The organism is Acidobacteriota bacterium (assembly GCA_016184105.1).
Lineage (GTDB): Bacteria > Acidobacteriota > Vicinamibacteria > Vicinamibacterales > 2-12-FULL-66-21 > JACPDI01.
In genome coordinates this window covers 1-23519 of sequence record JACPDI010000027.1, presented here as the reverse complement: position 1 = coordinate 23519, position 23519 = coordinate 1, and the positions used below count along the sequence as shown (strand labels likewise).

General features: G+C 68.0%; 18 protein-coding genes and 1 pseudogene. 17 read left to right on the top strand and 2 right to left on the bottom strand.

Annotated elements, in window-relative coordinates; all coding sequences use genetic code 11:
• The first annotated feature begins 40 nt into the window (after positions 1–40).
• Complete coding sequence (locus tag HYU53_09795) at positions 41–271, top strand: type II toxin-antitoxin system VapB family antitoxin (protein MBI2221485.1); 231 nt, start codon at positions 41–43, stop codon at positions 269–271.
• The gene (locus HYU53_09790) at positions 258–647 is read left to right on the top strand and encodes a PIN domain-containing protein (GenBank protein MBI2221484.1); all 390 of its coding nucleotides are present in this window, start codon (positions 258–260) and stop codon (positions 645–647) included. Before HYU53_09795 ends, HYU53_09790 begins: the two co-directional genes overlap by 14 nt.
• A 176-nt stretch (positions 648–823) precedes the next feature.
• Here HYU53_09790 and HYU53_09785 read toward each other — a convergent pair.
• A pseudogene (locus HYU53_09785) lies at positions 824–937 on the bottom strand (SEC-C domain-containing protein).
• 220 nt (positions 938–1157) lie between these two features.
• On the opposite strand from HYU53_09785, the gene HYU53_09780 reads away from it, so the two are divergent.
• Both HYU53_09780 and HYU53_09775 read left to right on the top strand, forming a co-directional pair.
• Positions 1158–2900: a S8 family serine peptidase gene (locus tag HYU53_09780; protein MBI2221483.1), complete on the top strand. Its 1743-nt coding sequence runs from the start codon at positions 1158–1160 to the stop codon at positions 2898–2900.
• A gap of 120 nt (positions 2901–3020) precedes the next feature.
• Positions 3021–5357, top strand: coding sequence for a hypothetical protein (locus HYU53_09775; GenBank protein MBI2221482.1), 2337 nt, complete (start codon positions 3021–3023; stop codon positions 5355–5357).
• A gap of 38 nt (positions 5358–5395) precedes the next feature.
• Here the strand turns inward: HYU53_09775 and HYU53_09770 are convergent, their stop codons facing one another.
• Positions 5396–6649 (bottom strand): GGDEF domain-containing protein, encoded by a 1254-nt coding sequence (locus HYU53_09770; protein MBI2221481.1) that lies wholly within the window; start codon positions 6647–6649, stop codon positions 5396–5398.
• Between the two features lie 229 nt (positions 6650–6878).
• On the opposite strand from HYU53_09770, the gene HYU53_09765 reads away from it, so the two are divergent.
• From HYU53_09765 to HYU53_09705, 13 genes are all read left to right on the top strand, one after another.
• Positions 6879–7367 carry a (2Fe-2S)-binding protein gene (locus HYU53_09765; protein ID MBI2221480.1) on the top strand — a complete coding sequence of 163 codons (489 nt, stop codon included), beginning with the start codon at positions 6879–6881 and terminating at the stop codon, positions 7365–7367.
• A complete protein-coding gene (locus HYU53_09760) occupies positions 7367–9742 on the top strand; it encodes a molybdopterin-dependent oxidoreductase (GenBank protein ID MBI2221479.1) in 2376 nt (791 codons plus the stop codon). Before HYU53_09765 ends, HYU53_09760 begins: the two co-directional genes overlap by 1 nt.
• A gap of 3 nt (positions 9743–9745) precedes the next feature.
• Positions 9746–10618: a xanthine dehydrogenase family protein subunit M gene (locus HYU53_09755; GenBank protein ID MBI2221478.1), complete on the top strand. Its 873-nt coding sequence runs from the start codon at positions 9746–9748 to the stop codon at positions 10616–10618.
• Positions 10619–10644: 26 nt separating this feature from the next.
• A complete protein-coding gene (locus tag HYU53_09750; protein MBI2221477.1) occupies positions 10645–11547 on the top strand; it encodes a MoxR family ATPase in 903 nt (300 codons plus the stop codon).
• Positions 11548–11591: 44 nt separating this feature from the next.
• Positions 11592–12719 carry a VWA domain-containing protein gene (locus HYU53_09745; GenBank protein MBI2221476.1) on the top strand — a complete coding sequence of 376 codons (1128 nt, stop codon included), beginning with the start codon at positions 11592–11594 and terminating at the stop codon, positions 12717–12719.
• Position 12720: 1 nt separating this feature from the next.
• Complete coding sequence (locus HYU53_09740) at positions 12721–13173, top strand: carbon monoxide dehydrogenase subunit G (protein ID MBI2221475.1); 453 nt, start codon at positions 12721–12723, stop codon at positions 13171–13173.
• A 138-nt stretch (positions 13174–13311) separates the two neighbouring features.
• A complete protein-coding gene (locus HYU53_09735; GenBank protein MBI2221474.1) occupies positions 13312–14970 on the top strand; it encodes a HAMP domain-containing histidine kinase in 1659 nt (552 codons plus the stop codon).
• Positions 14963–15652, top strand: a complete 690-nt coding sequence (locus HYU53_09730) for a response regulator transcription factor (GenBank protein ID MBI2221473.1) — start codon at positions 14963–14965, stop codon at positions 15650–15652. Before HYU53_09735 ends, HYU53_09730 begins: the two co-directional genes overlap by 8 nt.
• 132 nt (positions 15653–15784) lie before the next feature.
• Positions 15785–19099 (top strand): TonB-dependent receptor, encoded by a 3315-nt coding sequence (locus HYU53_09725; protein MBI2221472.1) that lies wholly within the window; start codon positions 15785–15787, stop codon positions 19097–19099.
• A 12-nt stretch (positions 19100–19111) separates the two neighbouring features.
• Positions 19112–20143 (top strand): amidohydrolase family protein, encoded by a 1032-nt coding sequence (locus HYU53_09720; GenBank protein ID MBI2221471.1) that lies wholly within the window; start codon positions 19112–19114, stop codon positions 20141–20143.
• 162 nt (positions 20144–20305) lie between these two features.
• Positions 20306–21400, top strand: coding sequence for an aminopeptidase P family protein (locus HYU53_09715; protein ID MBI2221470.1), 1095 nt, complete (start codon positions 20306–20308; stop codon positions 21398–21400).
• Between the two features lie 129 nt (positions 21401–21529).
• Positions 21530–22798, top strand: coding sequence for an aminopeptidase P family protein (locus HYU53_09710; protein ID MBI2221469.1), 1269 nt, complete (start codon positions 21530–21532; stop codon positions 22796–22798).
• Between the two features lie 32 nt (positions 22799–22830).
• Positions 22831–23519, top strand: a 689-nt coding sequence (locus HYU53_09705; GenBank protein MBI2221468.1) for an aminopeptidase P family N-terminal domain-containing protein, incomplete at its 3' end; no start/stop codon positions are given.

The following is a 23519-nucleotide window of genomic DNA, read 5'->3' as shown; positions in this document are numbered from 1 at the left end:
CCCTTGCGGCGGGCCCGTAGGCGATGTACACTTCTTACACATGAAACGTACAAATCTTGTGCTGAATGAGCAGCTCCTGGAGGAGGCGACACGGCTGAGCGGCGAGCGGACCTATTCACGAACCGTGGAGCGGGCACTGGAGGACTTCGTCCGGCGCGCGAAAGCCCGCCGGATCATGGACCTGGCCGGTTCCGGCCTGTGGGAGGGGAACCTGTCGGAGGTCCGCGAGGATCGCGGCGTCTACCGGAGCCGTCGCCGTGGTCCTCGTTGACACGTCGGTCTGGATCGAAGCGTTCCGCTCGCGGCCGCGCCTCCGCCTGGACGAAGTGGTCGACTTCGACGAAATCGTGACCTGCCTGCCGGTCATACAGGAGGTGCTGCAGGGGTTTCGCGAGCAGCGCGCCTTTCAGACCGCCCGGGACGCGATGCACGCGCTTCCCATCGTCGAGTCGCCGCTTCGCGCGTCGGTGTTCGACGAGGCCGTGGATCTCTACCGCGGCGCCCGGCGGGCGGGGGTGACGATCAGGTCAGGCGTGGACTGCCTCATTGCCGCCTGCGCCCTGCGCCACGGCCTCACCGTGATCCACCACGACCGGGACTTCGATCTGCTCTCGCGTATCTCGCCGCTCACAGCTCGCCGTGTGTAGGGACGAACCCAGCGCTAGCTTCCCCCCACCTTGTGCGGCGTGCGCGTGCGCGGGACGAAGCCGCGGGTCGTCCTCGTCTTCCAGGGCTGTTCGGTCTGCGGCTTGGGCGTGCGCCCGGCGGTTGACGGGCCCGCCTCGGCCGGCGGGGCGGGCGCTTCGGCGGCGGCTTTGGCCCGCGCGGCTCGCGCCTTCGCCTCGTCCTTGTCGAGGCAACAGTGTTTGTACTTGCGGCCCGAGCCGCAGTGACAGGGCTCGTTGCGCCCGGGCCGTTCATCACTCTGCAGAGTCATTGAAAACAGTGTACCAGTAGAATCGTGTGCGTGTGCGCATGAAGGCTGTTCCCGTCTTCTGCGCGCTGTGTGCCCTGGCGAGGTTGCCGGTTCGTCTTTGTTTTGTCAGAGAAACACCGACACGCTCACGCCTTCGAGCATTGCCGCGATACTATCCCGCCCCGCAGGAACGCGCGCGCGCCGTGGCGGTCGCACGCAGCGCCTTGCCAGGGGAGAGGCCATGTGCAGAGCAGGCCGAGTCGTCGCCGGAGTGTTGTTGTGGGTCGCCGGGTCGCTGTCGCTGTCCGCCCAGGAGGTGCAGACGCCCGAACGCGCCATTCCCAACCAGTACATCGTCGTCATGGACGATGAGCAGGTGGGGGGCGCCGAGATACCTGCGCTTGCCCGGGCGGTTGCGCTCCAGCACGGCGGGCGCGTGCTGTTCGTCTACCAGCACGCGCTCCGCGGCTTCGCGCTCGAGGTCTCCGCATGGGCAGCGGCTGCGATCGCGCGCGATCCGCGCGTGCGGTACGTCGAGCAGGACGCGGTGATGGAAATCGTCGATACGCAGGCGAGCGCCACCTGGGGGCTCGATCGCATTGACCAGCCCGACCTGCCGCTCAACGGAACGTACGTCTACAACACGACCGCTTCCGGCGTGCACGCCTACATCATCGACACCGGCATCCGGCGGACGCATGCGGAATTCGGCGGCCGGGTCTCCGCGAGCGGCTACACGGCGATCACCGACGGCAACGGCACCAACGACTGTAACGGCCACGGTACCCACGTGGCGGGGACCGTGGGCGGCGCGACGTACGGTGTCGCCAAAGGGGTGACGCTGCACGCGGTACGCGTCCTCGACTGCGGCGGGTCGGGCACCACGTCGGGCGTAATCGCCGGCGTGAACTGGGTCACGTCGAACCGGGTCCGGCCCGCGGTCGCCAACATGAGCCTCGGCGGCGGTGCGTCCACCGCGCTCGACGACGCGGTGCGCAATTCCGTGGCGGCCGGTGTGACCTATGCGGTTGCCGCCGGCAACAGCAACGCCGACGCGTGCACCACCTCCCCGGCGCGCGTGTCGCAGGCGCTGACGGCCGGCAGTTCCACGAACACCGACGCGCGCTCCTCGTTCTCCAACTATGGGACGTGCGTCGATCTCTTCGCTCCGGGATCGAGCATCTCGTCCGCGTGGTACACGAGCGACACCGCCACGAACACGATCAGCGGCACGTCGATGGCCTCGCCGCACGTCGCGGGCGCCGCCGCGCTGTATCTTGCGACGGATCCGGGCGCGCCCCCGAGCACCGTGCATGCCGCCGTCGTCGACAACGCGACCGTGGGACGGCTGACCGGCATCGGCACTGGCTCCCCGAACCGGCTGCTGCATTCGATCTTCGGCGGCGCGCCGGCCGATACGCCGCCGGTGGCGAGCTTCACGTCTTCATGCACCGGCGTGACCTGCACGTTTGATGGAAGTGGCTCGAGCGACGATCGCGGGATCGCCGGCTACTCGTGGACGTTCGGCGACGGGCAGAGTGCGTCCGGCGCCAGCGTGTCGCATACCTATGCCGCCGGCGGCACGTACACCGTGCAGCTGACGGTGACCGACACGGTAGGGCAGACCGACGTCGAGACGAAGTCCGTGACCGTCTCGGCGAGCGGCGGCGATCCATGCACCGCCTGTGAGAAGTACACCGGCTCGCTCAGCGGAACCGGCGCGTCGCAGTACCAGCCGAACGGAACGTACTACTACACCGGCGTGTCCGGCACGCACCGCGGATGGCTGCGCGGGCCGGCCACTGCGGACTTCGACCTCTACTTGCAGAGGTGGAATGGCTTCTGGTGGGCGACCGTGGCGGCATCGGAGAGCGCGACCTCCGAGGAGCAGATCGCGTACACGGGCACGGCGGGGTACTACCGGTGGCGTGTGTACTCGTACAGCGGCAGCGGCAGCTACACCTTCTGGCTGCAGCGCCCCTGAGGCGGCGCAAGGACCACCGCAGAAGGGCGGCGTCTTTCAGGGCGCCGCCCCGCCTTTCTCCATGCTAGACTCGCCGCGTTTGTTCGGCATCTCCCACATCGGCGAGCAAGGAGGAGGCTTATGCGATGGAGGCTCTGCGTCGGCTTCTTGTGCGCAGCAACGGTTGCCGGATGGGGCATCCGGTTCACGCCCCTCGTCCTCGCGCAGGCGGCGCACACGCCCGCCGCCGACGAGTTCGTCGTGCGCGTCGTCTCGAGCGCGCCCGGCCAGGTCACCGGAGGAGACGCGCGGCTGCACATTGACGTGCCGCTGACCGTGCCGCTCCATCAGGTACAGGTGCTGCTGAACGGCGCCGATCGGCGTTCCCAGTTCAGCCTCATTCCCGGCACACGCACCCTGACCGGCGTCATCAACGGTCTGGCGCTCGGCGGGAACAATCTCCTCGTCAGGCCGAACGGGCAGGGAATCGGGCGGCCGGCCGCCGTGTCGCTCCTGCTCGAGAACCATCCGATCACGGGGCCTGTCTTCTCGGGGCCGCACCAGTACCCGTTTGTGTGCACGACGATGACAGAGGGCCTCGGGCAGCCGATACCGGACGACCCGGCGACCGGGACGAAGGTCCTCGACCCGGGAGGCGTCGTGATCGGCTTGAGCCGCAACTGCACGGTGCCAACGCAGGTGGTGTTCGTCTATCGCACCACGTCCGGCGCCTGGAAGCCGTACACGCCCGGCATGCCTCGGCCCGCCGACATGCGGCAGACCACGACGATCGAAGGCAAGACCGTGGACTTCATCGTCCGGTGGGAGCGCGGGACGATCAACAGATTTATCTACAGCATCGCCATGTTGTCTCCCTTCGACCAGGATGCCTCCACTCTGGATCGCGGCGCGTGGAACGGCCGGGCGATCTACCGGTTCGATGGCGGCGTCGCGATCGGGCATTCACAGGGACGTGTCAGCCAGTCGGCGATGCTGTACGAGACCGGCCTGGCGCGCGGTTACGCCATCCTGCACTCGAGCGGCACGCGCACGAGCACGCACTACAACCTGCAGCTCGGCGGGGAAACCGCGCTCATGGTGAAGGAGCGGTTCGTCGAGTTGTATGACGTGCCGCTGTACACGGTGGGCGTCGGCGGATCCGGCGGCGCGATCCAGCAGTACGTCTACGCGCAGAACCACCCGGGCCTCATCGACGCCGCCATCCCTCAGTACTCGTATCCCGACATGGTGACGCAGGCCGTGCATGTCGGCGACTGCGAGCTGCTCGAGTTCTACATGGACGTGCTCGACTGGGCCAATCCGCGCTGGGCGACCTGGACGAACCGCACGCTGCTGCAGGGGATGGCGGCGAGCGACACGCTTCGAAACGTGTACCGCGGCGGCGCGCCGGGGCTGACCGAGTGCATCAACGGCTGGCGCGGTCTGGCCCCGCTGGCCCTGAACCCTCTCTACGGTGCGGTGGCTAATCAGCACCTGTTCGTGCCGCTCTCGGCCATTGCCGCGATCGAGTGGACGCACTTCGCGGACATCGTCAACATCGTGGGACGCGGGGATGACGGCTACGCGCGCCGCTACTGGGACAACGTGGGCGTGCAGTACGGACTGCAGGCCGTCGCGTCCGGGACGATCACGCCCGCCGAGTTCCTCAAGGTGAACGCGATGGTGGGCGGGTGGAAGCCGCAGGGGGCGATGGTGCAGGAGGGGAGCCCGTTCTATCCGCCCGGCGTCATCGATCCCTCGAACTGGGATCCGTGGAGCGCGCGCAATCAGACCTTCAGCCTGAATCCATTCGTCAGCCCCGCGTCGCGCACGGAGGGGGAACTCGAGGCGATGCGCGCCGTGTATCGGTCGGGGCTGGTTTTCAGGGGAGACATCGACATTCCGATCATCGACTGGCGGCATTACCTCGAGAGGCAGCTGGACATGCACAACTCGCATCAGTCCTTCGCGTCGAGGAAACGGATGCTCAACGCGGACGGCGACGCGGGCAACCAGGTGATCTGGTTTACCGACGCGAATCCCGCGCCGGTGTTCGACCAGACCCCCGAGGCGCTCGAGGTGATGGACGAATGGATGCTGCAGATCCTGGCGAACCCGTCCGCAGCCGCCGCCGGCAACCGGCCGCCGCGCGCGACCGACCGGTGCTTTGACACGGCCGGTGTCGAGATCGCCAGGGGACCGAACGTGTGGGCCGGGATCATCGACGACGATCCGCCGGGCGCGTGCACGACGCGCTTCCCGACCTACAGCACGTCGCGCCGTGTTGCCGGCGGTCCGTTCGAGCAGAGCATCTTCAAGTGCGCGCTGATTCCGGTGGAGGAGGCTATCGGCCGCGGGTTCTACGGCGTGTGGACGCCCAGCTTCGCCGACATCGGAATGCTGGCGGCGATCTTCCCGCAGGGGGTGTGCGACTACGGCCGGCCCGATCGGGGGCTGCCGGCCGCAGCCGGTTCGTAAGCGCGGGACCCGCGATGTCGGATGAGGCCGGCGAGCGGTCAGTGCGTCAGCGGCCGCGTGCGACTCGCAACGGCAATCGTCTGCCCGCCGAAGCCTGATTCCACTGGCGCGGGCGAATTGCGGACGCAGTTCCGGCCGGCGGCCTTGGCCTGGTAGAGCGCCTGGTCGGCGCGCTCGATCAGCGCGGCCGGCGACAGCTCGCCGCCGGTGTTGCTGGCCACGCCGACGCTGATGCTCAGCGTCACGCTGGCGCTGCCGGCCTCGACAGGCGCCTGCTCCATTTCTCCCCGCAGCCACTCGGCGAGTCGCACGGCCCCCTGCGGCGGTGTCTCGGGCAGGATGACCAGGAACTCGTCGCCCCCGTACCGGCACCGGATGTCACTGCGCCGGAGCATGGATCGAAGCCGCTGGCCGACGACCGCCAGCACGTGATCCCCGAACAGGTGGCCGTGGACGTCGTTGATCCGCTTGAAATGGTCCACGTCGAACATCAGGATCGACAGCGGCGTGCCGCTCCGCTGCGATCGCGCGATTTCCGTCTCCAGGACCTCGAAGCCGTGGCCGCGGTTGACGCAGCCGGTGAGTTGATCGGTCAGGCTCGTGTCCCGCGCCTGCGCGAACAGCTGGGCATTGCGGACGGCGATGGCGAGCAGCGTCGCGGCGGCGCCAATCTTCCGGCGGAGATCCGCCGAGTGCTTCACCCCTTCGATCGCCACGACGCCGACGCGCAGCGTGCCGACGGCCATCGGGAAGCAGACGTGCCCGTCGACCTCGATTCCGTCGGGACTGACGAGGTCTTCCGCCGGGCCGGCTGTCGCGCGATCGGCGATCCCTTCCAGCTCGCCGATCGGCCACCGGCTTCCGGCGGTGTCCGTCAGCCGGTCCCAGGCCGCGTCCGACCGGAGGAGGACCCAGATCTCGGCGCCCGCGCCGAGCGCGGGCAGATGTCGCCAGAGAGTTTCTCTCAGGGTGTCGGTTGAGAGCGCGCGCGCCAGCGCCTGGCCGAACAGCATGAGCTGCTCGAGCTCCTGGGCGCGGCCGCGGGCCTGGGCCGCTTCAAGGGCGGCGGCGGCCGCCTCCGCTTTCGATTCCCGGCGGCTCGCGTGCTGGTGGAACACGAACATCACCGTCAGGATCAGCAGCGCGGGCAGCAGCCCGACACCGTAGGTTTGCTCGATCCCGCGCGCGAACTCGAGCCCCTGCTGGATCGAGGGCTGAAAGACGACCAGCAGGGCGAAGGCAAGCCCCGCGAGCAGCAGCGGGTCGTGGCGGCCTGTGACACGGAAGCGCATGGAGGCGAGCGGGAGCACACGGCGTGCCGCCGGGTCGCCCTGCAGATGGAACAACTTGCGGCGATGTGTGCTCCCGAAACTGTGCGGTGATGTGCGGTGTGCGCGCACGCGTTCGCGTCCGCGCCCGCGCCAGGCCCAGCTGGGGCCGCCCCCACTTCTCCCTTGCGCGCGGCGGCCATCCGTGGTGGGATCCGGCCCTCGCCGTGGCATTTCGCCGGGAGGAGACGACATGAAATGCCCTGTCACGATCAGCGTCAACGGGCGCGCGTATCGCCAGGAAGTTGAGCCCCGGCTCCTCCTCGTGCACTTCCTCCGCGATGCCGGCCTGACCGGTACCAAGATCGGATGCGACACCAGCCAGTGCGGTGCGTGCACCGTGCTGATGGAGGGCGTCGCGGTCAAGTCCTGCACCACGCTTGCCGTTCAGGCCGACGGGATGCGCATCACCACGATCGAGGGGCTTGCGGATCACGAGCGGCTCACGCCGCTCCAGGAAGCCTTCTGGGCGAAGCACGGGCTTCAGTGCGGCTTCTGCACGCCCGGGATGGTGTTCGCTGCGCACGAACTGCTGCGCGTCTGTCCCAATCCGTCCGCCGAGCAGATCCGCCACGGGCTGGAGGGGAACATGTGCCGGTGCACCGGCTACCAGAACATCGTGCGCGCGGTGCAGGCGGCCGCCGCCGACCCGCGCGTGGGCGCGGCTGGAGGTGTCAGGTGATGACCACCGATGTCGCGCCGGCGCGCGTGTTCGGCTCCGGCATCCGGCGCCGCGAGGATCCGCGGCTTCTCACGGGCTCGGCCCGCTACACCGCCGACGTGACGCTGCCCGGCATGGCGCACGCCGCGATCCTCCGCAGCCCGCACGCCCACGCCCGCATCCGCCGCATCGACACCAGCCGCGCCGCGAGCGCCCCGGGAGTCGTCGCGGTGTTCACCGGCGCCGACACCGAAGCCGCGCTGAAGCCGATCCCGTGCGCGTGGCTGCTCACCAACGCCAACCTGAAGACGGCGCCGTACCGCGCGATGGCGTCCGGAACCGTCCGCTACGTCGGCGACGCCGTGGCGGTCGTGGTCGCGGAGTCCGACTACGAGGCCCACGACGCGCTCGATCTGATTGACGTCGAGTACGACCCGTTCCCCGCCGTTGTCGATCCGCAGAAAGCTGCGGCGGCCGGCGCGCCGCAGCTCCACCCCGAGGCCCCCGGCAACGTGGCGTTTCACTGGACGGTCGAAGGAGGGGACGTCGACGCCGCCTTCAAGTCGGCCGGCGTGGTCGTGCGGGACCGGATCATCCAGCAGCGCCTGATCCCGACCGCGATGGAGCCGCGCGGCGCCGTCGCGCAGTTCACGCCCGCGACCGGCGAGCTCACGCTCTGGAACACCACACAGAACCCGCACATCGTCCGGTTCATCATGTCGATCGTGACCGGCGTGCCCGAGGACCGGCTCCGCGTGATCGCGCCCGAGGTGGGCGGCGGGTTCGGCAGCAAGATCCCGCAGATCCAGGGGGATTTCATCACCGCGTTCTGCTCGATGAAGCTCGGACGCCCGGTGAAGTGGATCGAAACCCGCTCCGAAAATTACCAGTCGACGACGCACGGGCGCGATCACGTGCAGGAGGTCGAGATCGCGGCGGCGAAGGACGGCCGCATCCTGGGGCTGCGCTGCAGCGTGTGGGCCGGCATGGGCGCGTACCTGTCGACCGCGGCGCCCGGCATCCCGACGATTCTGCACGGCCTGATGCTCTCGGGTCCGTACAAGATCCCCGCCGTCAGGGAAGACGTGTACGGCGTCTACACCACCACGACGCCGGTGGAGGCGTATCGCGGCGCGGGACGCCCCGAAGCGACCTTCATGCTCGAGCGCATGATGGACAAGCTCGCCCGCGCGCTGCGGATCGACCCGGTGGAGCTCAGGCGCCGCAATCTGATTCCGCCGTTCGACAACGGCTACGGCGTGGTCACCGGACTGACCTACGACAGCGGGAACTACGAGGCGGCGCTCGAGAAGCTGCTCGGCCACATCGGGTACGACGCGCTGCGGAGCGAGCAGGAGTCGGCGCGCGCGAGAGGGCGGTACATCGGAATCGGCGTGTCGACCTACGTCGAGATCTGCGGTCTCGGCCCGTCGCAGGTGGCCGGCGCCGTCGGATTCCAGGGCGGCCTCTGGGAAAGCGCCATCGTCCGGATTCACCCGAGCGGCAAGGTGAACGTGTTCATCGGGGCCTCGCCGCACGGACAGGGCGAAGAGACGACGTTTGCCCAGATCGTCGCCGACCAAATCGGCGTCGCCGTCGCCGACGTGAAGGTCGTGCACGGCGACACGGACAACACGCCGATGGGCTGGGGCACGTACGGGAGCCGCACGACGGCCGTCGGCGGAGCGGCGCTCGCCGTCGCCACGCGGAAGATCAAGGAGAAGGCGAAGCTGCTGGCGAGCCATCTGCTGGAGGCGGCCGTCGAGGACATCGACTATGGCGACGGCAAGTTCTTCGTGAAGGGGTTTCCGGACCGCCACAAGACGATCCAGGAGATCGCCCTGCTCGCCAACGTGGCCTGGAATCTTCCGCAGGGCATGGACGCGGGGCTCGAGGCGTCCAGCTTCTACGATCCGCCGAATTTCACGTATCCGTTCGGGGCGCACGCGGCCGTCGTGGAAGTGGACGCCGAAACCGGGCACGTGCGGGTGTTGCGCTACGTGGCGGTCGACGACTGCGGCCCGCAGATCAACCCCGTCATCGTCGAAGGGCAGGTGCACGGCGGCGTCGTGCAGGGCATCGGACAGGCGCTCTGGGAGGAGGCGGTCTACGACGGGAACGGTCAGTTGCTGACCGGGTCGCTTGCCGACTACGCGATTCCGCGCGCCGACGTGCTTCCGGACATCGAGGTGCTCTCGACCGTGACCCCTTCGCCGCATCATCCGCTCGGGGTGAAGGGGATCGGCGAAGCGGGCACGATCGCCTCCACGTGCACGGTGTACAACGCCGTCATCGACGCGCTGCAGCCGTTCGGCGCCGACGCGATCCGGATGCCGCTGACGCCGGAGCGCGTCTGGCGCGCGATCAGGGAGCCGCATCCAGGCAAGGGAGTGTGAGCGATGTACCCCGTGAGCTTCGACTACTATCGCGCGCACTCGGTGGCCGATGCCCGGCAGCTGCTGGCGGACCATCCCGGCGCGAAGCTGCTCGCCGGCGGCCACAGTCTCGTGCCGCTGCTCAAGCTGCGCCTCGCCGCCCCGGATGCCGTGATCGATATCGGGCGCATCCCCGATCTCCGCGGCATCGCGCGCGAGGGGGACGACGTCCGCATCGGCGCGCTGACGACGCACGCGGAGCTGGCGGCCTCAGCGGTGCTGCGAACCGCGGCGCCGGCGCTCGCCGACGCGGCGGCCGGGATCGGGGATCCGGCGGTGAGGAACCGCGGGACGATCGGCGGCAACCTCGCCCACGCGGATCCCGCGTCGGACCTGCCGCCGGTGCTCGCCGCGCTCGACGCGCGCATGGTCGTCGCGGGACCCGACGGCGAGCGGACGATTCAGGCAGACCGGTTCTTCACCGGCCTCATGACCACCGCGCTCGCCGAGCACGACATTCTGCTGGCGGTGCGCGTGAGGGCGTCCGGCCGCGGTGAAGGATCCGCGTACGAGAAGTTCGCGCACCCCGCGTCGCGCTACGCCGTGCTCGGCGCCGCCGCGTGGCTGAGCGTGGCAAACGGGTCCTGCACCGCGGCGCGGGTGGCGCTCGGCGGCCTCCTGCCGCACGCGCGCCGCGCGGCCGCCGTGGAGCAGGCGCTCGTCGGGCGGCCGGCAACCGTCGACGGGATGGCCGAGGCCGCCACGCGCGCGGCCGCGGACCTCGGAGCGGACGTGACGGGCGACATCTTCGCCTCGGCCGAGTATCGCGCCGCCATGGCGCCGGTGTACGTCAGGCGGGCGCTCGTCTCGGCCCTGGCGCGCGCGTCCCTGCTGTGAGCCGTTTGTCCGGCAGCGATTCGCGGATGCCGGCGTCGGTTGACGATCTGCAGCGCGCGCTGGCGGAGCGGCAATATGTCGCCGGTCGCGGCCTGGCGGTCTCGATCTACCTCGCGCTGAGGCTGCAGCGGCCGCTGTTTCTCGAGGGTGAGCCCGGCGTCGGCAAGACGGAAGTCGCCAAGGCGCTCGCCTCGGCGCTGGAGACCGAGCTGATCCGCCTCCAGTGCTACGAGGGACTCGACATCAGCCATGCCGTGTACGAGTGGAACTACCCGCGGCAGATCCTCGAGATTCGCCTCCTCGAGAGCGCGCACGCGCTCGATCCGCGGGCGGCCGAGCGCGAGCTGTTCACCGATGCGTTTCTGATCAAGCGGCCGCTGCTGCAGGCGATCGAGCAGACGCGCGGGCGGCCGCCGGTGCTGCTCATCGACGAGATCGACCGCGCCGATGAGGAGTTCGAGGGCTACCTGCTCGAGCTGCTCTCGGACTTCCAGATCACCATTCCCGAGCTGGGGACCATCCGCGCGGCCCGGCCGCCCGTCGTGGTGATCACCTCCAACCGGACCCGGGAAGTACACGACGCGCTCAAGCGCCGCTGCGTGTACTGCTGGATCGACTATCCCGATGCCGCGACCGAGCTTCGCATCCTCGCCGTGAAGCTCCCGGACGTGCCCGCCCGCCTCGCCGCGCAGGTGACGGCATTCGTCCAGGAGCTTCGGAGGGCGGAGCTGTACAAGACCGCGGGCGTGTCGGAAACGCTCGATTGGGCGGCCGCGCTCGTCGCGCTCGATCGCGAGGAGCTCGACGCGGACGCGATCGACGAGACGCTCGGCATCCTGCTGAAGAACCAGGAAGACATTCAGATGGTTCGCGGCGAGCGCGTGCAGGCCATGCTCGGCCGCGCGCTCGCGCGTGGGGCGGGCGGGTGAGCGACGCCGGCGCGTTCGCCGCCAACGTTCTTCGGTTCGGGCGCATGCTCCGCGCCTCCGGACTCGACGTGCACCACGGGCGGCTGCTCGACGCGCTGCGCGCGGTCGAGTGGGTTGGCGTCGGCAGCCGGACGGACGTGGCCGCGGCGCTGCGCGGCCTGCTCGTGCACAGCCGCGATGACATCGCGCGCTTCGATCGGGCGTTCGAATTGTTCTTCGGCGCCCATCGGGCGCCGGCGCCAGGCCTTCCGCTCTTTGCGCTGGGGGAGCGGCCGCGCGTCGTCGCGAGGCCGGCACCCGGTGTGCCGGTGCAAGTCGATTTCGAGGACCTGCGAGAGGGCTCGGCGGCGGTCGGGCGCGTTGTCGGCGCGTGGAGCGCTGCGAGCGTGTCGCGCACGAAGGACTTCGGCGAGTTCTCCGAGTCCGAGCTCGAACGGGCGCGGGTGCTGCTCGAACGGCTTCCGTGGACGCTGGGCCCGCGCCGCACGCGCCGGTGGCGGCGCGCGTCGGGCGGCGCGCCGGACCTCCGCCCGCTGCTGCGGCGGAACCTGATGCGGGGCAGCGACGTGATCGACCTGCCCCGGCGCGAGCGGCGGGAAACCGCCCGCCCGATCGTGCTGCTCGGCGACGTCAGCGGATCGATGGAGCGGTACAGCCGCCTGCTGCTGTACTTCGTTTACGGCCTCTCGCGCGGCGCGGCGCGCGTCGAGAGCTTCCTGTTCGCCACGCGCCTGACGCGCGTCACCTCGCATGTCGCGAAGCGCCGGGGTGCGGCGGACTGGTCGCGGTTGTCGCGCGAGGTCCAGGACTGGGGAGGCGGCACGCGCATCGGCGAGGCGCTCCGGGCGTTCAACACCCGCTGGGCGCGGCGCGTCATGCGCAACGGCCCCGTCGTGCTCATCGTCTCCGACGGCTGGGACCGCGGCGATCCGGCGCTGCTCGCCCGCGAGCTCGCGCGCGTGCGGCGAAGCTGCCGGCGGCTGATCTGGCTCAACCCGCTGCTCGGGTCCGCGCGCTACGAGCCGCTGACGCGCGGGATGCGGGCCGCGCTGCGGCACGTCGACGATTTTCTTCCGGCGCACAACCTGGCGAGCTTCGAGCAGCTGGCCGATCGCCTGCGCGTCCTCTCACCCGGATCCCGGCCCGTCGGTTTGCGGCGGAAGGACGTCTGAGATGGAGCTCGACGCCACGTACGTGTTCCCTGGCTCGGTCGAGGCGGCCTGGAACCTGTTGATGGACACAGGCGCGATCGGTGCCTGCCTTCCGGGATGTCGCGGCCTGAAGCCGATCGGCGACGACCGGTACGAAGTGGAGCTTGCCGTCGCCATCGCGGCCATCACCGGACAGTTCAAAGGCACCGTCGCGCTCGAGGACAAGCGTCCCCCGGACTCGTACGTCCTGATCGTCGAGGGCAGCGGCCGGCCCGGGTTCGTGAAGGGCCGCGCGCGGGTGACCCTCGCCCCAGACGGCGACCGCACGCTGGTGCGCATTGCCGCGCAGGCCGATGTGGGCGGCACCATCGCGCGGGTCGGGCAGCGCCTGCTCGAAGGCGTCGCGCGGACGACGATGGATCGTTTCTACACCTGCCTCTTTGGGGTCAGATCCCGAATTCACACCTTTTTCTAGGGCTAACCCCTTCGAAGAGCTTGACGCCGGGAACCGCCTCAACTACCCTGCGCGGCAGCCGCTCGCCAAATCCGGAACAACGGTCGGCAGGCCCCAGCCATGCTGCGCCGCAGATTTCGACTGTCGCATCGCCCTCTGATGGTAGGCGCTGTCTTTGCGCTTGCCGCCGCGGCGCTCCTCGTTGTCTACCTCCAGCAACATTCCAGCGCTTACGAACGCCGCCAGACCGCCCTGATCATTCAGCAGGCGTGCGAGCGCACCGCGATGGCGCTCGGCGCGGAGGTCAGGCGGCTGTTCGACGGGGCGGTCATCGACGTCATCGGCGGCCTTGGCCACCCGGAGCTGGAGGAGCCAAAGCTGCCGGCGCTGGCCACCCTGTTCAACGCCGCCCACAACCGTTTTCCCTACGTTCATCGCTTCTTCATGTGGAATGCGGATACCGCGAAGCGGTTTCCCGACCAGGTCCTGATCTATGAACCCGACGTCGCCAGGGCGCCGCCACAAGACCGGATCTTCTGGATTGACGGCCGGCCGATCGGGGCGCTGCTGCAGGATTCCGTGCTCAGCCGCGAGATCTTCAACGTGGCGCAGGATCTGACGGTACACCACCACACCTTCAGCGTGACCAACCGTGTCATCGCCGGCACGGCATACCAGCTGGTCGTCCATTTCTCGTTTGCCGACGGCCGCCGCGAGAAATACCTCGCCTTGAACGGATTCATCGTCGACCTGGAGAACGTCCGGACGCGGCTCTTCGAACAGCTGGCGGCCAGTGAGTTCCGGCGGATCCTGAACGCCGAGCCCGGCGGCTCCCGATTCACGCTGACGGTCATGGACGATGCCGACCGCATCGTGTCTGGTCCCCGGGTGCCCGCCGGCGCCGTATCGGCGGCGGTTCGCGCGGACATGGTGTTCTTCCCCGAAGAGTCCCTGAATCCCTGGCTGGGCGCGCGCCCCGAGCCTTCGCGCTGGCGCCTGATCGTCAGCGCCGCGCCGGCACCGGCCGCGTGGGGGAACTACCGCCTGGCCACCGCGGTGGTGCTGCTGATGCTGATTGCGCTCGCGTGCGCCATGACAGTGGATCGCCAGGCGATTCGGCTTTCCAGGATGCAGGCGAGCTTCGTGGCGAACGTCTCGCATCAGCTCAAGACGCCGCTGACGACGCTCTCTGCCGCCTCCGAGACGCTCGGCTCCGAGCGCATGCGACTGCCGGAGAGAACCGCGGAATACGTCCGCATCGTCGCCGCGCAGACCAAGCAGGTCTCCGGACTGGTCGACCAGATCCTTCACTTCTCGCGGGCCGAGGCGATCGGGGCGAGCTACGAGTTCCAGCCCATCGACCTGGGGCAGTTCGTCGAGACCGCCGTCGCCGACTTCACCGCGCACCGGCTGCGCGCCGGCGCCCGCCTGACGTTCGAGGCCGAGCCCGCCGTCCCTGCCATCGAGGCGGACCCGTTCGCCCTCGAGCAGGTCCTCGTCAATCTCCTCGACAACGCGGTCAAGTACGCCGGCGAGAACAACGAGATCGCGGTGCGGGTCGGTGGCGCCCCGGGCTTCGCCGTTCTGACCGTCCGTGACCACGGTATGGGAATCGACGAAGCGGACCGTCCCCACATTTTCGAGAAGTTCTATCGCGGGCGCCAGAACGGGCACGGCCGTCGCGGCTTCGGTCTCGGACTGACGATCGTGGAAGCCATCGTTCGTGCACACGGCGGGCGCGTCCACGTGACGAGCGCGCTCGGACAGGGTTCCGAGTTCCAGGTCATGTTGCCGGCCGGCGGAGGACACGATGGCTGATAGCGCCCGCGTGCTGATCGTCGAAGACGAGGCCGATCTGCAGATGATCCTTCGTGACAACCTCGAGTGCGAAGGCTACGAGGTTCTCGCGACCGACTCGGGTGAGCGGGCGCTCGAGCTCGCCATCGATCACCCGCCGGACCTCATCGTGCTCGACATCCTGCTGCCGAAAATGAGTGGGTACGAAGTCTGCCGGCGTCTCAGGCTCGGCGGCCTTCAGGTGCCAATCGTGATGGTGTCGGCCAGGAACACCGACATCGATCGGGTCGCGGGGCTGGAACTGGGCGCCGATGATTATCTGGGCAAGCCATTTTGCGTGCGCGAGCTGGTCGCGCGGATGCGTGTCCAGTTACGGCGGCAGAAGGCCGGCGGCTCCGCCCGTTCCGAGGTGGTCTTCGGCGACCTGACCGTCTCGCTCTCACGGTGTGAGGTGCGGCGCGGCTCGTCTCGACTTGACCTGTCGACCCGCGAGTTCGAGCTGCTGCGCTACTTCATCCTGCACCAGGGAGAAGCGCTGACGAGGGAGCAGCTCCTCACCGCCGTCTGGGGGTACAGCAGCCGCTCGCTGACGCGCACCGTCGACAACTTCGTCGCGAAGCTCCGCAAGAAAATCGAGACGAACCCCGCCGAGCCGCGCCACGTGGTGACCGTGCACGGGCTCGGCTACCGGTTCGTCGGGTAGGGTCCCACGCGGGCGGCTGACGCCGGCGACGCGGCACCCTGCGAGTCTCGGCCGCCGGAGACAACTCGTTACAGACCGAGACAATCAGCGTACGGGCCGGCCGCTAGCATGAAACACCCGGAAGGAGGTCTCATGCGAGGCGCTCGAACGGCCAGCTGGATTGTCGCAGTGGTTCACGCGATCGCGTGGCTCGCGATCGTGCCTGGAGTGCTCTGGGCGCAACCCTCCACCGGCAGGATCTTCGGGACGGTGAGCGATTCGAGCGGGGGCGTCCTGCCGGGCGTGTCGATCGTGGCGACGAACGACCGCACGAAGATCGCACGGACGACCGCCAGCCTCGACAACGGGCACTTCGAGATTACCGAGCTGCCGGTGGGCCGTTACACGGTGACGTTCGAGCTGATGGGATTCAAGACCGTCGTGACGCCGGGTGTCGTCGTGTCGGTCAGCGAGGCGACGCGCGTCGCGACGTCAATGGAGGTGGGGAACATCGAGGAGAGGGTGGAGGTCGCCGGGGCAGCGGCATTTGTGGAGACCCGCGAGCCCACACTGGGCGCGGTGGTCGAAGAGCGGCGGATCGCCGAGATGCCGCTGAACGGACGGAACTTCCTGCAGCTCTCGTCGTTCGCGCCGGGCGTCACCGTGAACTACCGGCCGATTGCCCTGAAAGGCTCCCCCTCGAGCATGCCCGGTGGCCTGGCGAACATGCCGAGCGTCAACGGCACGCGCAACACGATGAACGCGGTGCTCATCGACGGCGCGTCGAACAACGACCCGGTGCTCAACACGGCGGCGATCGTCCCCGTTCCGGACGCGATCGAGGAATTCAAGATCCAGACGAACATGTACCCCGCCTCGTTCGGTCAGGGCGGCGGGTCCGTCATCAACATCGTCACCAAGTCCGGCGGCGTGGACTTCCACGGCTCGGCGTATTACTTCGGCCGCAACGACGCCCTCGACGCGGAGAACTTCTTCCTGGCACAGAAGCCGGACCTGAGACGGCACCAGGCCGGCGGTACCGCGGGCGGCCCCCTGCGCGCCGTGGGTCTCGGCTCGAGAACGTTCTTCTTCGGCACGTTCGAGAGCCTTCGGCTCGAGCGCGGCGGCATCCTGAACTCGATCGTTCCCACGCCCGCCCAGCGCCGGGGCGACTTCACGAGCTCGCCGAACCGGCTGCGCGATCCCGTCGGCGGCTGCATTGCCGGCAACGTGATCAACCCGGCCTGCATGGATCCCGTTGCGGTGAATCTGATCGACCGGCTGTGGCCGTCGCCGAATGCGGGCGCCAACCTGTATCAGGACGCTCCGAACCTGACAAACGATCGCGATCAATTCCTGATCAAGATCGACCAGAGCACCGAGAAGCACACTGTGTCCGGTCGGTATGTCATTGACGACGGGGTCGAACGGACGCCCGTCGCCGGGCTCTCCGGGGTGGGCGCCGCGTCGGGTTCGGGAGTGCCGGGATTTCCGGTCACGAATCCCAGCCGGTTCCAGAATTTCGTCGCCTCCGACACGTGGATTCTCTCGAACCGCGCGCTGAACCAGCTGCGTTTCGCGTACATCAGAACGACATTTGGAAACAATCTGCTGCAGGAGCGGGACGATCCGGCAGCGTTCGGCCTGCGGTATCCCGTCAACGAGTTTCCGTCGCTGCCCGGGTTCTCCGTGGCGGGATTTGCGCTGACCGGGCCCCCCGCGCAGAAGGACTTTTCCAAGAAGAACCAGATCTTCGTGATTGCCGACAGCTTCACCTACGAGCTGGGGTCGCACTCGCTGAATGTCGGCGGCGAGATCCGCCGCTCGATGGTGGACGTGGACGCCGGCAACTTCACCGCGGGGAACTTCAGCTTTTCTGGCATCGTGACCGGGAACAGCTTCGCCGACTTCCTGCTGGGCGCTCCCGAGTCGTTCCTGCAGGTGTCCGGCGACGCCCGGCGCAATTTCAGGAGCCTCTCCTACGCCGCGTTCTTCGAAGACAACTACAAGGTGCGGTCGAACGTCACGCTGACGCTGGGCGTGCGCTACGAGGTCTTCGGACCGTTTGGCGACCCGTCGATCCACGACATCGGCCACCCGCGGCTGGCCACCTTCATTGCCGGAAAGCGATCGACGTGGGCACCGGATCTGCCGGTCGGCATCGTGCTCGCCGGCTTCGATGAAGGCGTGCGGGAAACGATCGTGGCGACCGACTACAACAACTTCGCGCCGAGGCTGGGTGTCGCGTGGGATCCGCGCGGCGACGGGAAGTTCAGCATCCGTGCTGGATACGGCATCTTCTACGACGCGACCGTCCTGGATGGCGTGATCAACAGCACTGACGGAACCCCGTCGATCAGGCCGGCCGCATCGGCATTCCTCCCGGGAACGCGCGCGCTCTCCGATCCGTTCCGCGGCAGGTCGCCGTTCAATCCGCCCATCACGTTTCCAATCCCGACGACCACGGGGCTGAGCCCGACCATCGTCGATCCGGACCAGCGGACGGCGTACGTGCAGCAGTGGAACGCGACGGTGCAGAGCGAGCTGCCCGGCAACATGCTCCTGCAGGTGGGCTACGTGGGCACGCGGGCGCGAAATCTGACCGGGCCTGTCAATTTCGCCCAGGCATGTTTTGCCTCGGTCGAACGACCGTGCAACGGCGAGACGACCAACACCGCCGCGAACCTGACGAGGCGGCGTCCCTACCCCGGGCTCAACGGCCTGACCACGGTCGTCGGCGCGTTCTCGTCCGACTACCACGGGCTGCAAACGGGGCTGACGAGGCGAATGGCCGGAGGCCTGGCCTTCCAGCTCTCGTACACCTTGTCCCAGACGATGGACGACTCGTCCAAGGTGAACTCGTTCTTCAACATCGAGGGGCAGACGAACCCGCAGGACAACTACAACATTGCGGCGGAGCGGGCCCGGTCTGCATTCGATGCCCGCCACCGTCTGGTCGCGAACTTCAGCTACGAGCTCCCGTTCGCGAGGGGGAGCCAGGGATTCGTCAAACACCTCGCCGGCGACTGGCAGGTGAACGGAATCGTCAGCCTGCAGAGCGGCAGCCCGTTTACGGTCTTTGACAGCCGGGGCCGATCGCTGGCTGGAGGCGGCGCCGATCGCCCGGATCAGATCTGCGATCCCAATCTGCCGGCGAGCCAGCCGACGCCTGACCGATGGTTCGACACGGCGTGCTTTCAGGAAGTCCCGCTCGGTGTGCGATTCGGCACCGCCGGCCGTAACACCGTCCTGGCGGACTCGGTCGAGACGTTCGACCTTTCGCTCATGAAGTCACTCCGTCCAAGTTCCGGGACGCGGGTGGAGTTCCGCCTGGAGATTTTCAACGTCCTCAATCACAGGGTCTTTGCGGTGCCCGTCAACAACCTGGCCTCGCCGTTGTTCGGCCGCGTTCTCGCGACGGCTGTCGACGAGCGCCAGATGCAGTTCGCTCTGAAGTTCATCTTCTGATCGGGGTGCGGCATGAACGCGACGACGACGATCGACGGCGTGGCCAGGCGGACTTTCCTCCAGAGTGCGGCCTCGCTGGTCGCGGCGCTCGGCGCGCTCCCCGAGCCGCTCGCCGCGCAGGAGCCGAAATCCCTCGTCGTTGACTGCCACGTGCACCTGGTGCGCCGCGCGTTTCCCACGAGAGGGCTCGAAGCGCACTACGCCTGGCATGAGTACGGAGGGGACCTCGTCGTGGCGGAGATGAACCGGGCGGGCGTCGACAAGGGCCTGCTCAAGACGTACTCGCCGCAGGACCTGCAATACGTCACGCTCAAGAACCTTCCCGGCGGGAGCAACGCGCTCGACACCAGCGAAGAGTACATGGTCGGGTGGGCGAAGAAATACCCGGATCGGCTGTTATGGCTCGACGTCTTCAACCCCAAAGACGACGATCTCAGCCGCTGGCGGGAGAAGATCAAGGATCCCCTGCTGAAAGGTCTCGCGTTCTATCCCACGAACTTCTACCCCTCGGGATTTTCGCTGGCGCATGCGGCCTACATCGAGATTCTCGAGCGGGCCGTCGAGCAGGACAAGAAGCCGGTCCTGATCTCGTTCGAGCAGACGCCGCCCGACCAGCGGGCGACCCGATTGAAGCACTGGGTGGAACTCGTGAGGCGCTTCGGATCGAACGTGCATTGGGCCGTCATGCACGGAGGGTACTGGCGGCGCGGCCCCGGCCAGTTGGAGCGCCGGTCGCTGGTCGATGCCGTGCAGGCGCTCAACGCCGAGTTCAACAACATCTGGTTCGAGACGGCCGGGGAGCGGGAGGAGTACCCCTACGTGGAGTGGCAGGAAAAGGTCCACGCGCTGGCAGACGAGATTGGGTTCGACAAGATCATGTGGTCAACCGACTGGCCGTACGTCGATGCCAACCATAAGTACTTCCAGCTTGTCGAGGCGGTTCGCCGGCACGGCGAATGGCTGTCGGCCACGGAGAAGCGGTGGTTCCTCGGCGAGAATGCCACGCGCTTCATGAACCTCGCCGAGGCGAGGCGCGCGTCGTAGTCGCGTGCGCACGAGGACACTTCAATGACGACCAGGACGTCGCGGCGCAGATTCCTTCAGGCGTCGTCCGCTTTTGGCGGCGCGTTGTGCGCGTTGGCGGGCCGGGCGCGGGCTGGTCTTCCGGTCGACGCAGCCATCCAACCGAGCCTCGCGGGCGGCCCGGTGATTCCCGAGTCCGCGTACAGGCGCCGCGCGTCGGCGGTGCAGGCCGAACTTCAGAAGCGGGACATGGCCGCGCTGGTCGTGACCTCGCTCCAGGAGTACGACACACGCTACATCGCGCAGCATGCGCCCGGCGTCCTCGTCGTCCCCGCCTCCGGCGAGCCGACGCTGTTCGCGCCGGGCCGGCCCAGGACCTGGCTGTCCGACGTGCGATCCGCGGCGACGCTGCCAGCCATGCTCGATCAATGTGCCGCGCGCCTGAAGGACCTGCGGATCGAACGTGGCCGCGTTGCGCTCGGAGGAGAGCTCGAATGGGCCGTCACCGCCAGGCTGGCGGCCTCGCTGCCCCAGATGCGTTTCGAGCCCGGCAACGAGATCCAGGACCCGCTCCGTCTGGTCAAGGACGAGCACGAGATTGCCGTGCTCCGCCGCGTGCAGGAAATCTCCGACGCGCAGATTGAGGCGGGACAGCGCGCGATCGCGCCGGGCCGGCGCGACTGGGAAGTCCTGGCGGACATGGCGAGGGCGGGCGCGGCGCGTGGTGCTGAAATCAACGAATCCCGGCACCTGATCGGCTACGGGCCGGGCACCGACGATCTCTGGGTCCCGATGACCGGCCGCAGGATCCAGGCGGGCGAGGTCGTGAACTTCGAGGGCATCGTGTACTACGGCCACTACGTGGTCGAAACCCCGGTGACGTTCGCGGTTGGACGCGTGTCCGCGAAGCAGAAGGCTCTCGCCGACGTCACCTTCGACGCCTTCCAGGCGGGGATTGCCGAGATCAAGCCGGGCAGACCGCTCGGCAGGGTGGTCGATGCGTCGAACGCGATCCTGAAGGCGCACGGCTACGACAAGATGATCAGGCGGCACGGCCATTTCTCCGGGATCTCGAACAACGACCGCCCCGCCTTCGGCGATGCGATTGACGCCGGGTTGCTGCTCCAGCCCGGCATGTTCATGAGCTATCACACGACGATCATTTCGCCGACCAGGGAGGCGATCGCCGTGGTGGGCCGGGAGGTGCTTGTCACGAAGGACGGATACGAGTTCCTCTCGAAGATCAAGCCGACGCCGATGGTCCCGGCCGGTTCATGAGCGCTCGAGCACGCGCCCGCGGGCGGCTGATGCCCAGGCCGCCCGGAGGTGCGCAGGAGATCGAGCATGCGTGGAGCAAGAATCCCCCGTCGCACATTTCTGGAGAGGGGCCTGCTCGCCGGGACAGGAATGGTCGCGATCCCTGCACTCGGGTGCGGCCGGGCGACCGCCGACGGGGAGTCGCCAGTCACTCGACTGGACGACCCGCCGGAGGCGAAGGTCCTCAATTCCCGCGCGTACGGCCGGACACGGATCAGGCGCGTTCAGGATGCCCTGAAGAAGAACGGCGTCGACGTACTCGTGGTCAGCAACAGGGGCATGGATTACATCAGCTATGTGAGCAACTATCACCCGTCCTCGTTCCAGCCCGGCGTGGCGCTGATTCCCGCCGAAGGACAGCCGGTCCTCTACCTCCAGATGTACAGCCCCGCCCACGCGCGCGCCGCCAGGCAGACCATCTGGATCGACGAGGTCGTCGACGTTCCGAAGGACCCGGTCTCGGAGAGCAGCAGCTACAACCTGTACGTCGATCTCCTCAAGACGATCAGGGATCGCAAGCTGCAGTCGGGACGGATTGGCCTGGCCGGCGGCGAGGTGGACTGGATGCTCGTCTCGTTTCTCCAGGCGCAGCTGCCCGCGGCCAGCGTCGTCGAGGCCAGCGACGTGTTGTTCTCGCTGGTCCTCGTCAAGGACGCCGTGGAGCTCGGTCTGATGCGGTACGCCCAGCGCATCATCGATGAAGTGGCATACCCGCAGTACCAGAGGTCGTTGAAAGTGGGACGGCTCGACTCGGAGGTGTATGCGGACGTTCTCGACGCCATGCTCAGGGCCGGCTCCGACGCCGCGAACAGCCGGCTGATTCTCGGCGGAGGTCCCTACGACTCGGGCGCGTGGGCGGGCGGCGTCGAAAAGCGCCCGCTGGAGGCGGACGACATCGTGCTGACCCGGCCGATCCCGCGCGTCCAGCACTACCAGATGGAGAAGATGTTCACGTTCGCCCTCAGCCGCTCGATTCCCGAGTCGCAGAAGCGCGGCGCGCAGGTCGTCCATGAGGCGTTCCTGCTTACGCTGGAGGAGTTGAAGCCCGGGCTGGAGATGCGGCCGATCTACGAGAAGGTCACCAACTACATCAGGAGCAAGGGCTACGCGGAAGGATCGTGGGTTCCCATCGGGCACTGGATCGGTGTGGACAGTCATCAGGGGTGGCGGATCACGTCGCAGGGCACGAGGGATCTGATCCTTCAGCCGAACATGATCCTCAGCTGGCATCCCAATGTCGTGGTGCCTGGCGAAGCGAGGGCCTGTTCCTCGGCGTGCCTCCTCATCACTGACGCGGGAGTGGAGAACATGTCGAAGATCCCGATGCACCCGACCTATGTCATCGAGCCAGGCACGTGACGTGCCGGCGTGCGTACACAGGAGGATCACACATGCGCAGCACGAGTACGGCCCGTCGGCGGTTTCTCAAAGGGGGCGTTGTCGCAGGAGCGGCGGCTCTGGCAGGCTGGCCGCCGGAGGCGTGGGGACGATCCGGGGCAGCCGCCGGCCTCGCGGGTTCCGACGGGAAGTACCCGTTGCCGCCGGAACTGAACGTCCTCAATTCCAAGGCGTACGGTCGGCGGCGCATTCGGAAATTTCAAGATGCCGTCCGGAAGGCCGGGCTCGACGCGCTGATCATCAGCAATCGTGCGCTCCAGTACGTGGGCTACGTCACCAACTACCACCCATCGAGCATGCAGCCGGGCGTGGTGCTCGTGCCGGCCGAGGGCGCGCCGATCCTCTTCGTGCAGATGTACAGTTCGGCTCACGCTCGCGTGGCCAGGCGCACCATGTGGGTCGATGAGGTCGTCGATGTGAAGAAGGACCCCGTCTCCGAGAGCAGCGTCCTGAACTTCTATTCAGAGCTGACGCGCGCGCTGACGGACCGGAAGCTGACCAGAGGCCGTCTCGGTGTCGCGGGAGGGGAGTGGGACTGGTTCCTGCCCGCGTATTTCCGCGAGCGGCTGCCGGACGCGAAGACCGAGGATGCCAACCGTCTGCTCTGGTCGCGGGTGGCGACCCGCGACGAGGTGGAGCTCGCGATCCTGAAGTGGACCTCGCGCCTGAGCGACGAGGTGGC

Excerpts from the sequence above, each read along its gene's own strand:
- HYU53_09795 (MBI2221485.1), top strand. The coding sequence starts at position 41 with ATGAAACGTACAAATCTTGTGCTGAATGAGCAGCTCCTGGAGGAGGCG.
- HYU53_09780 (MBI2221483.1), top strand. The coding sequence starts at position 1,158 with ATGTGCAGAGCAGGCCGAGTCGTCGCCGGAGTGTTGTTGTGGGTCGCC.
- HYU53_09775 (MBI2221482.1), top strand. The coding sequence starts at position 3,021 with ATGCGATGGAGGCTCTGCGTCGGCTTCTTGTGCGCAGCAACGGTTGCC.
- HYU53_09770 (MBI2221481.1), bottom strand. The coding sequence starts at position 6,649 with ATGCGCTTCCGTGTCACAGGCCGCCACGACCCGCTGCTGCTCGCGGGG.
- HYU53_09765 (MBI2221480.1), top strand. The coding sequence starts at position 6,879 with ATGAAATGCCCTGTCACGATCAGCGTCAACGGGCGCGCGTATCGCCAG.
- HYU53_09760 (MBI2221479.1), top strand. The coding sequence starts at position 7,367 with ATGACCACCGATGTCGCGCCGGCGCGCGTGTTCGGCTCCGGCATCCGG.
- HYU53_09755 (MBI2221478.1), top strand. The coding sequence starts at position 9,746 with ATGTACCCCGTGAGCTTCGACTACTATCGCGCGCACTCGGTGGCCGAT.
- HYU53_09750 (MBI2221477.1), top strand. The coding sequence starts at position 10,645 with ATGCCGGCGTCGGTTGACGATCTGCAGCGCGCGCTGGCGGAGCGGCAA.
- HYU53_09745 (MBI2221476.1), top strand. The coding sequence starts at position 11,592 with ATGCTCCGCGCCTCCGGACTCGACGTGCACCACGGGCGGCTGCTCGAC.
- HYU53_09740 (MBI2221475.1), top strand. The coding sequence starts at position 12,721 with ATGGAGCTCGACGCCACGTACGTGTTCCCTGGCTCGGTCGAGGCGGCC.
- HYU53_09735 (MBI2221474.1), top strand. The coding sequence starts at position 13,312 with ATGGTAGGCGCTGTCTTTGCGCTTGCCGCCGCGGCGCTCCTCGTTGTC.
- HYU53_09730 (MBI2221473.1), top strand. The coding sequence starts at position 14,963 with ATGGCTGATAGCGCCCGCGTGCTGATCGTCGAAGACGAGGCCGATCTG.
- HYU53_09725 (MBI2221472.1), top strand. The coding sequence starts at position 15,785 with ATGCGAGGCGCTCGAACGGCCAGCTGGATTGTCGCAGTGGTTCACGCG.
- HYU53_09720 (MBI2221471.1), top strand. The coding sequence starts at position 19,112 with ATGAACGCGACGACGACGATCGACGGCGTGGCCAGGCGGACTTTCCTC.
- HYU53_09710 (MBI2221469.1), top strand. The coding sequence starts at position 21,530 with ATGGTCGCGATCCCTGCACTCGGGTGCGGCCGGGCGACCGCCGACGGG.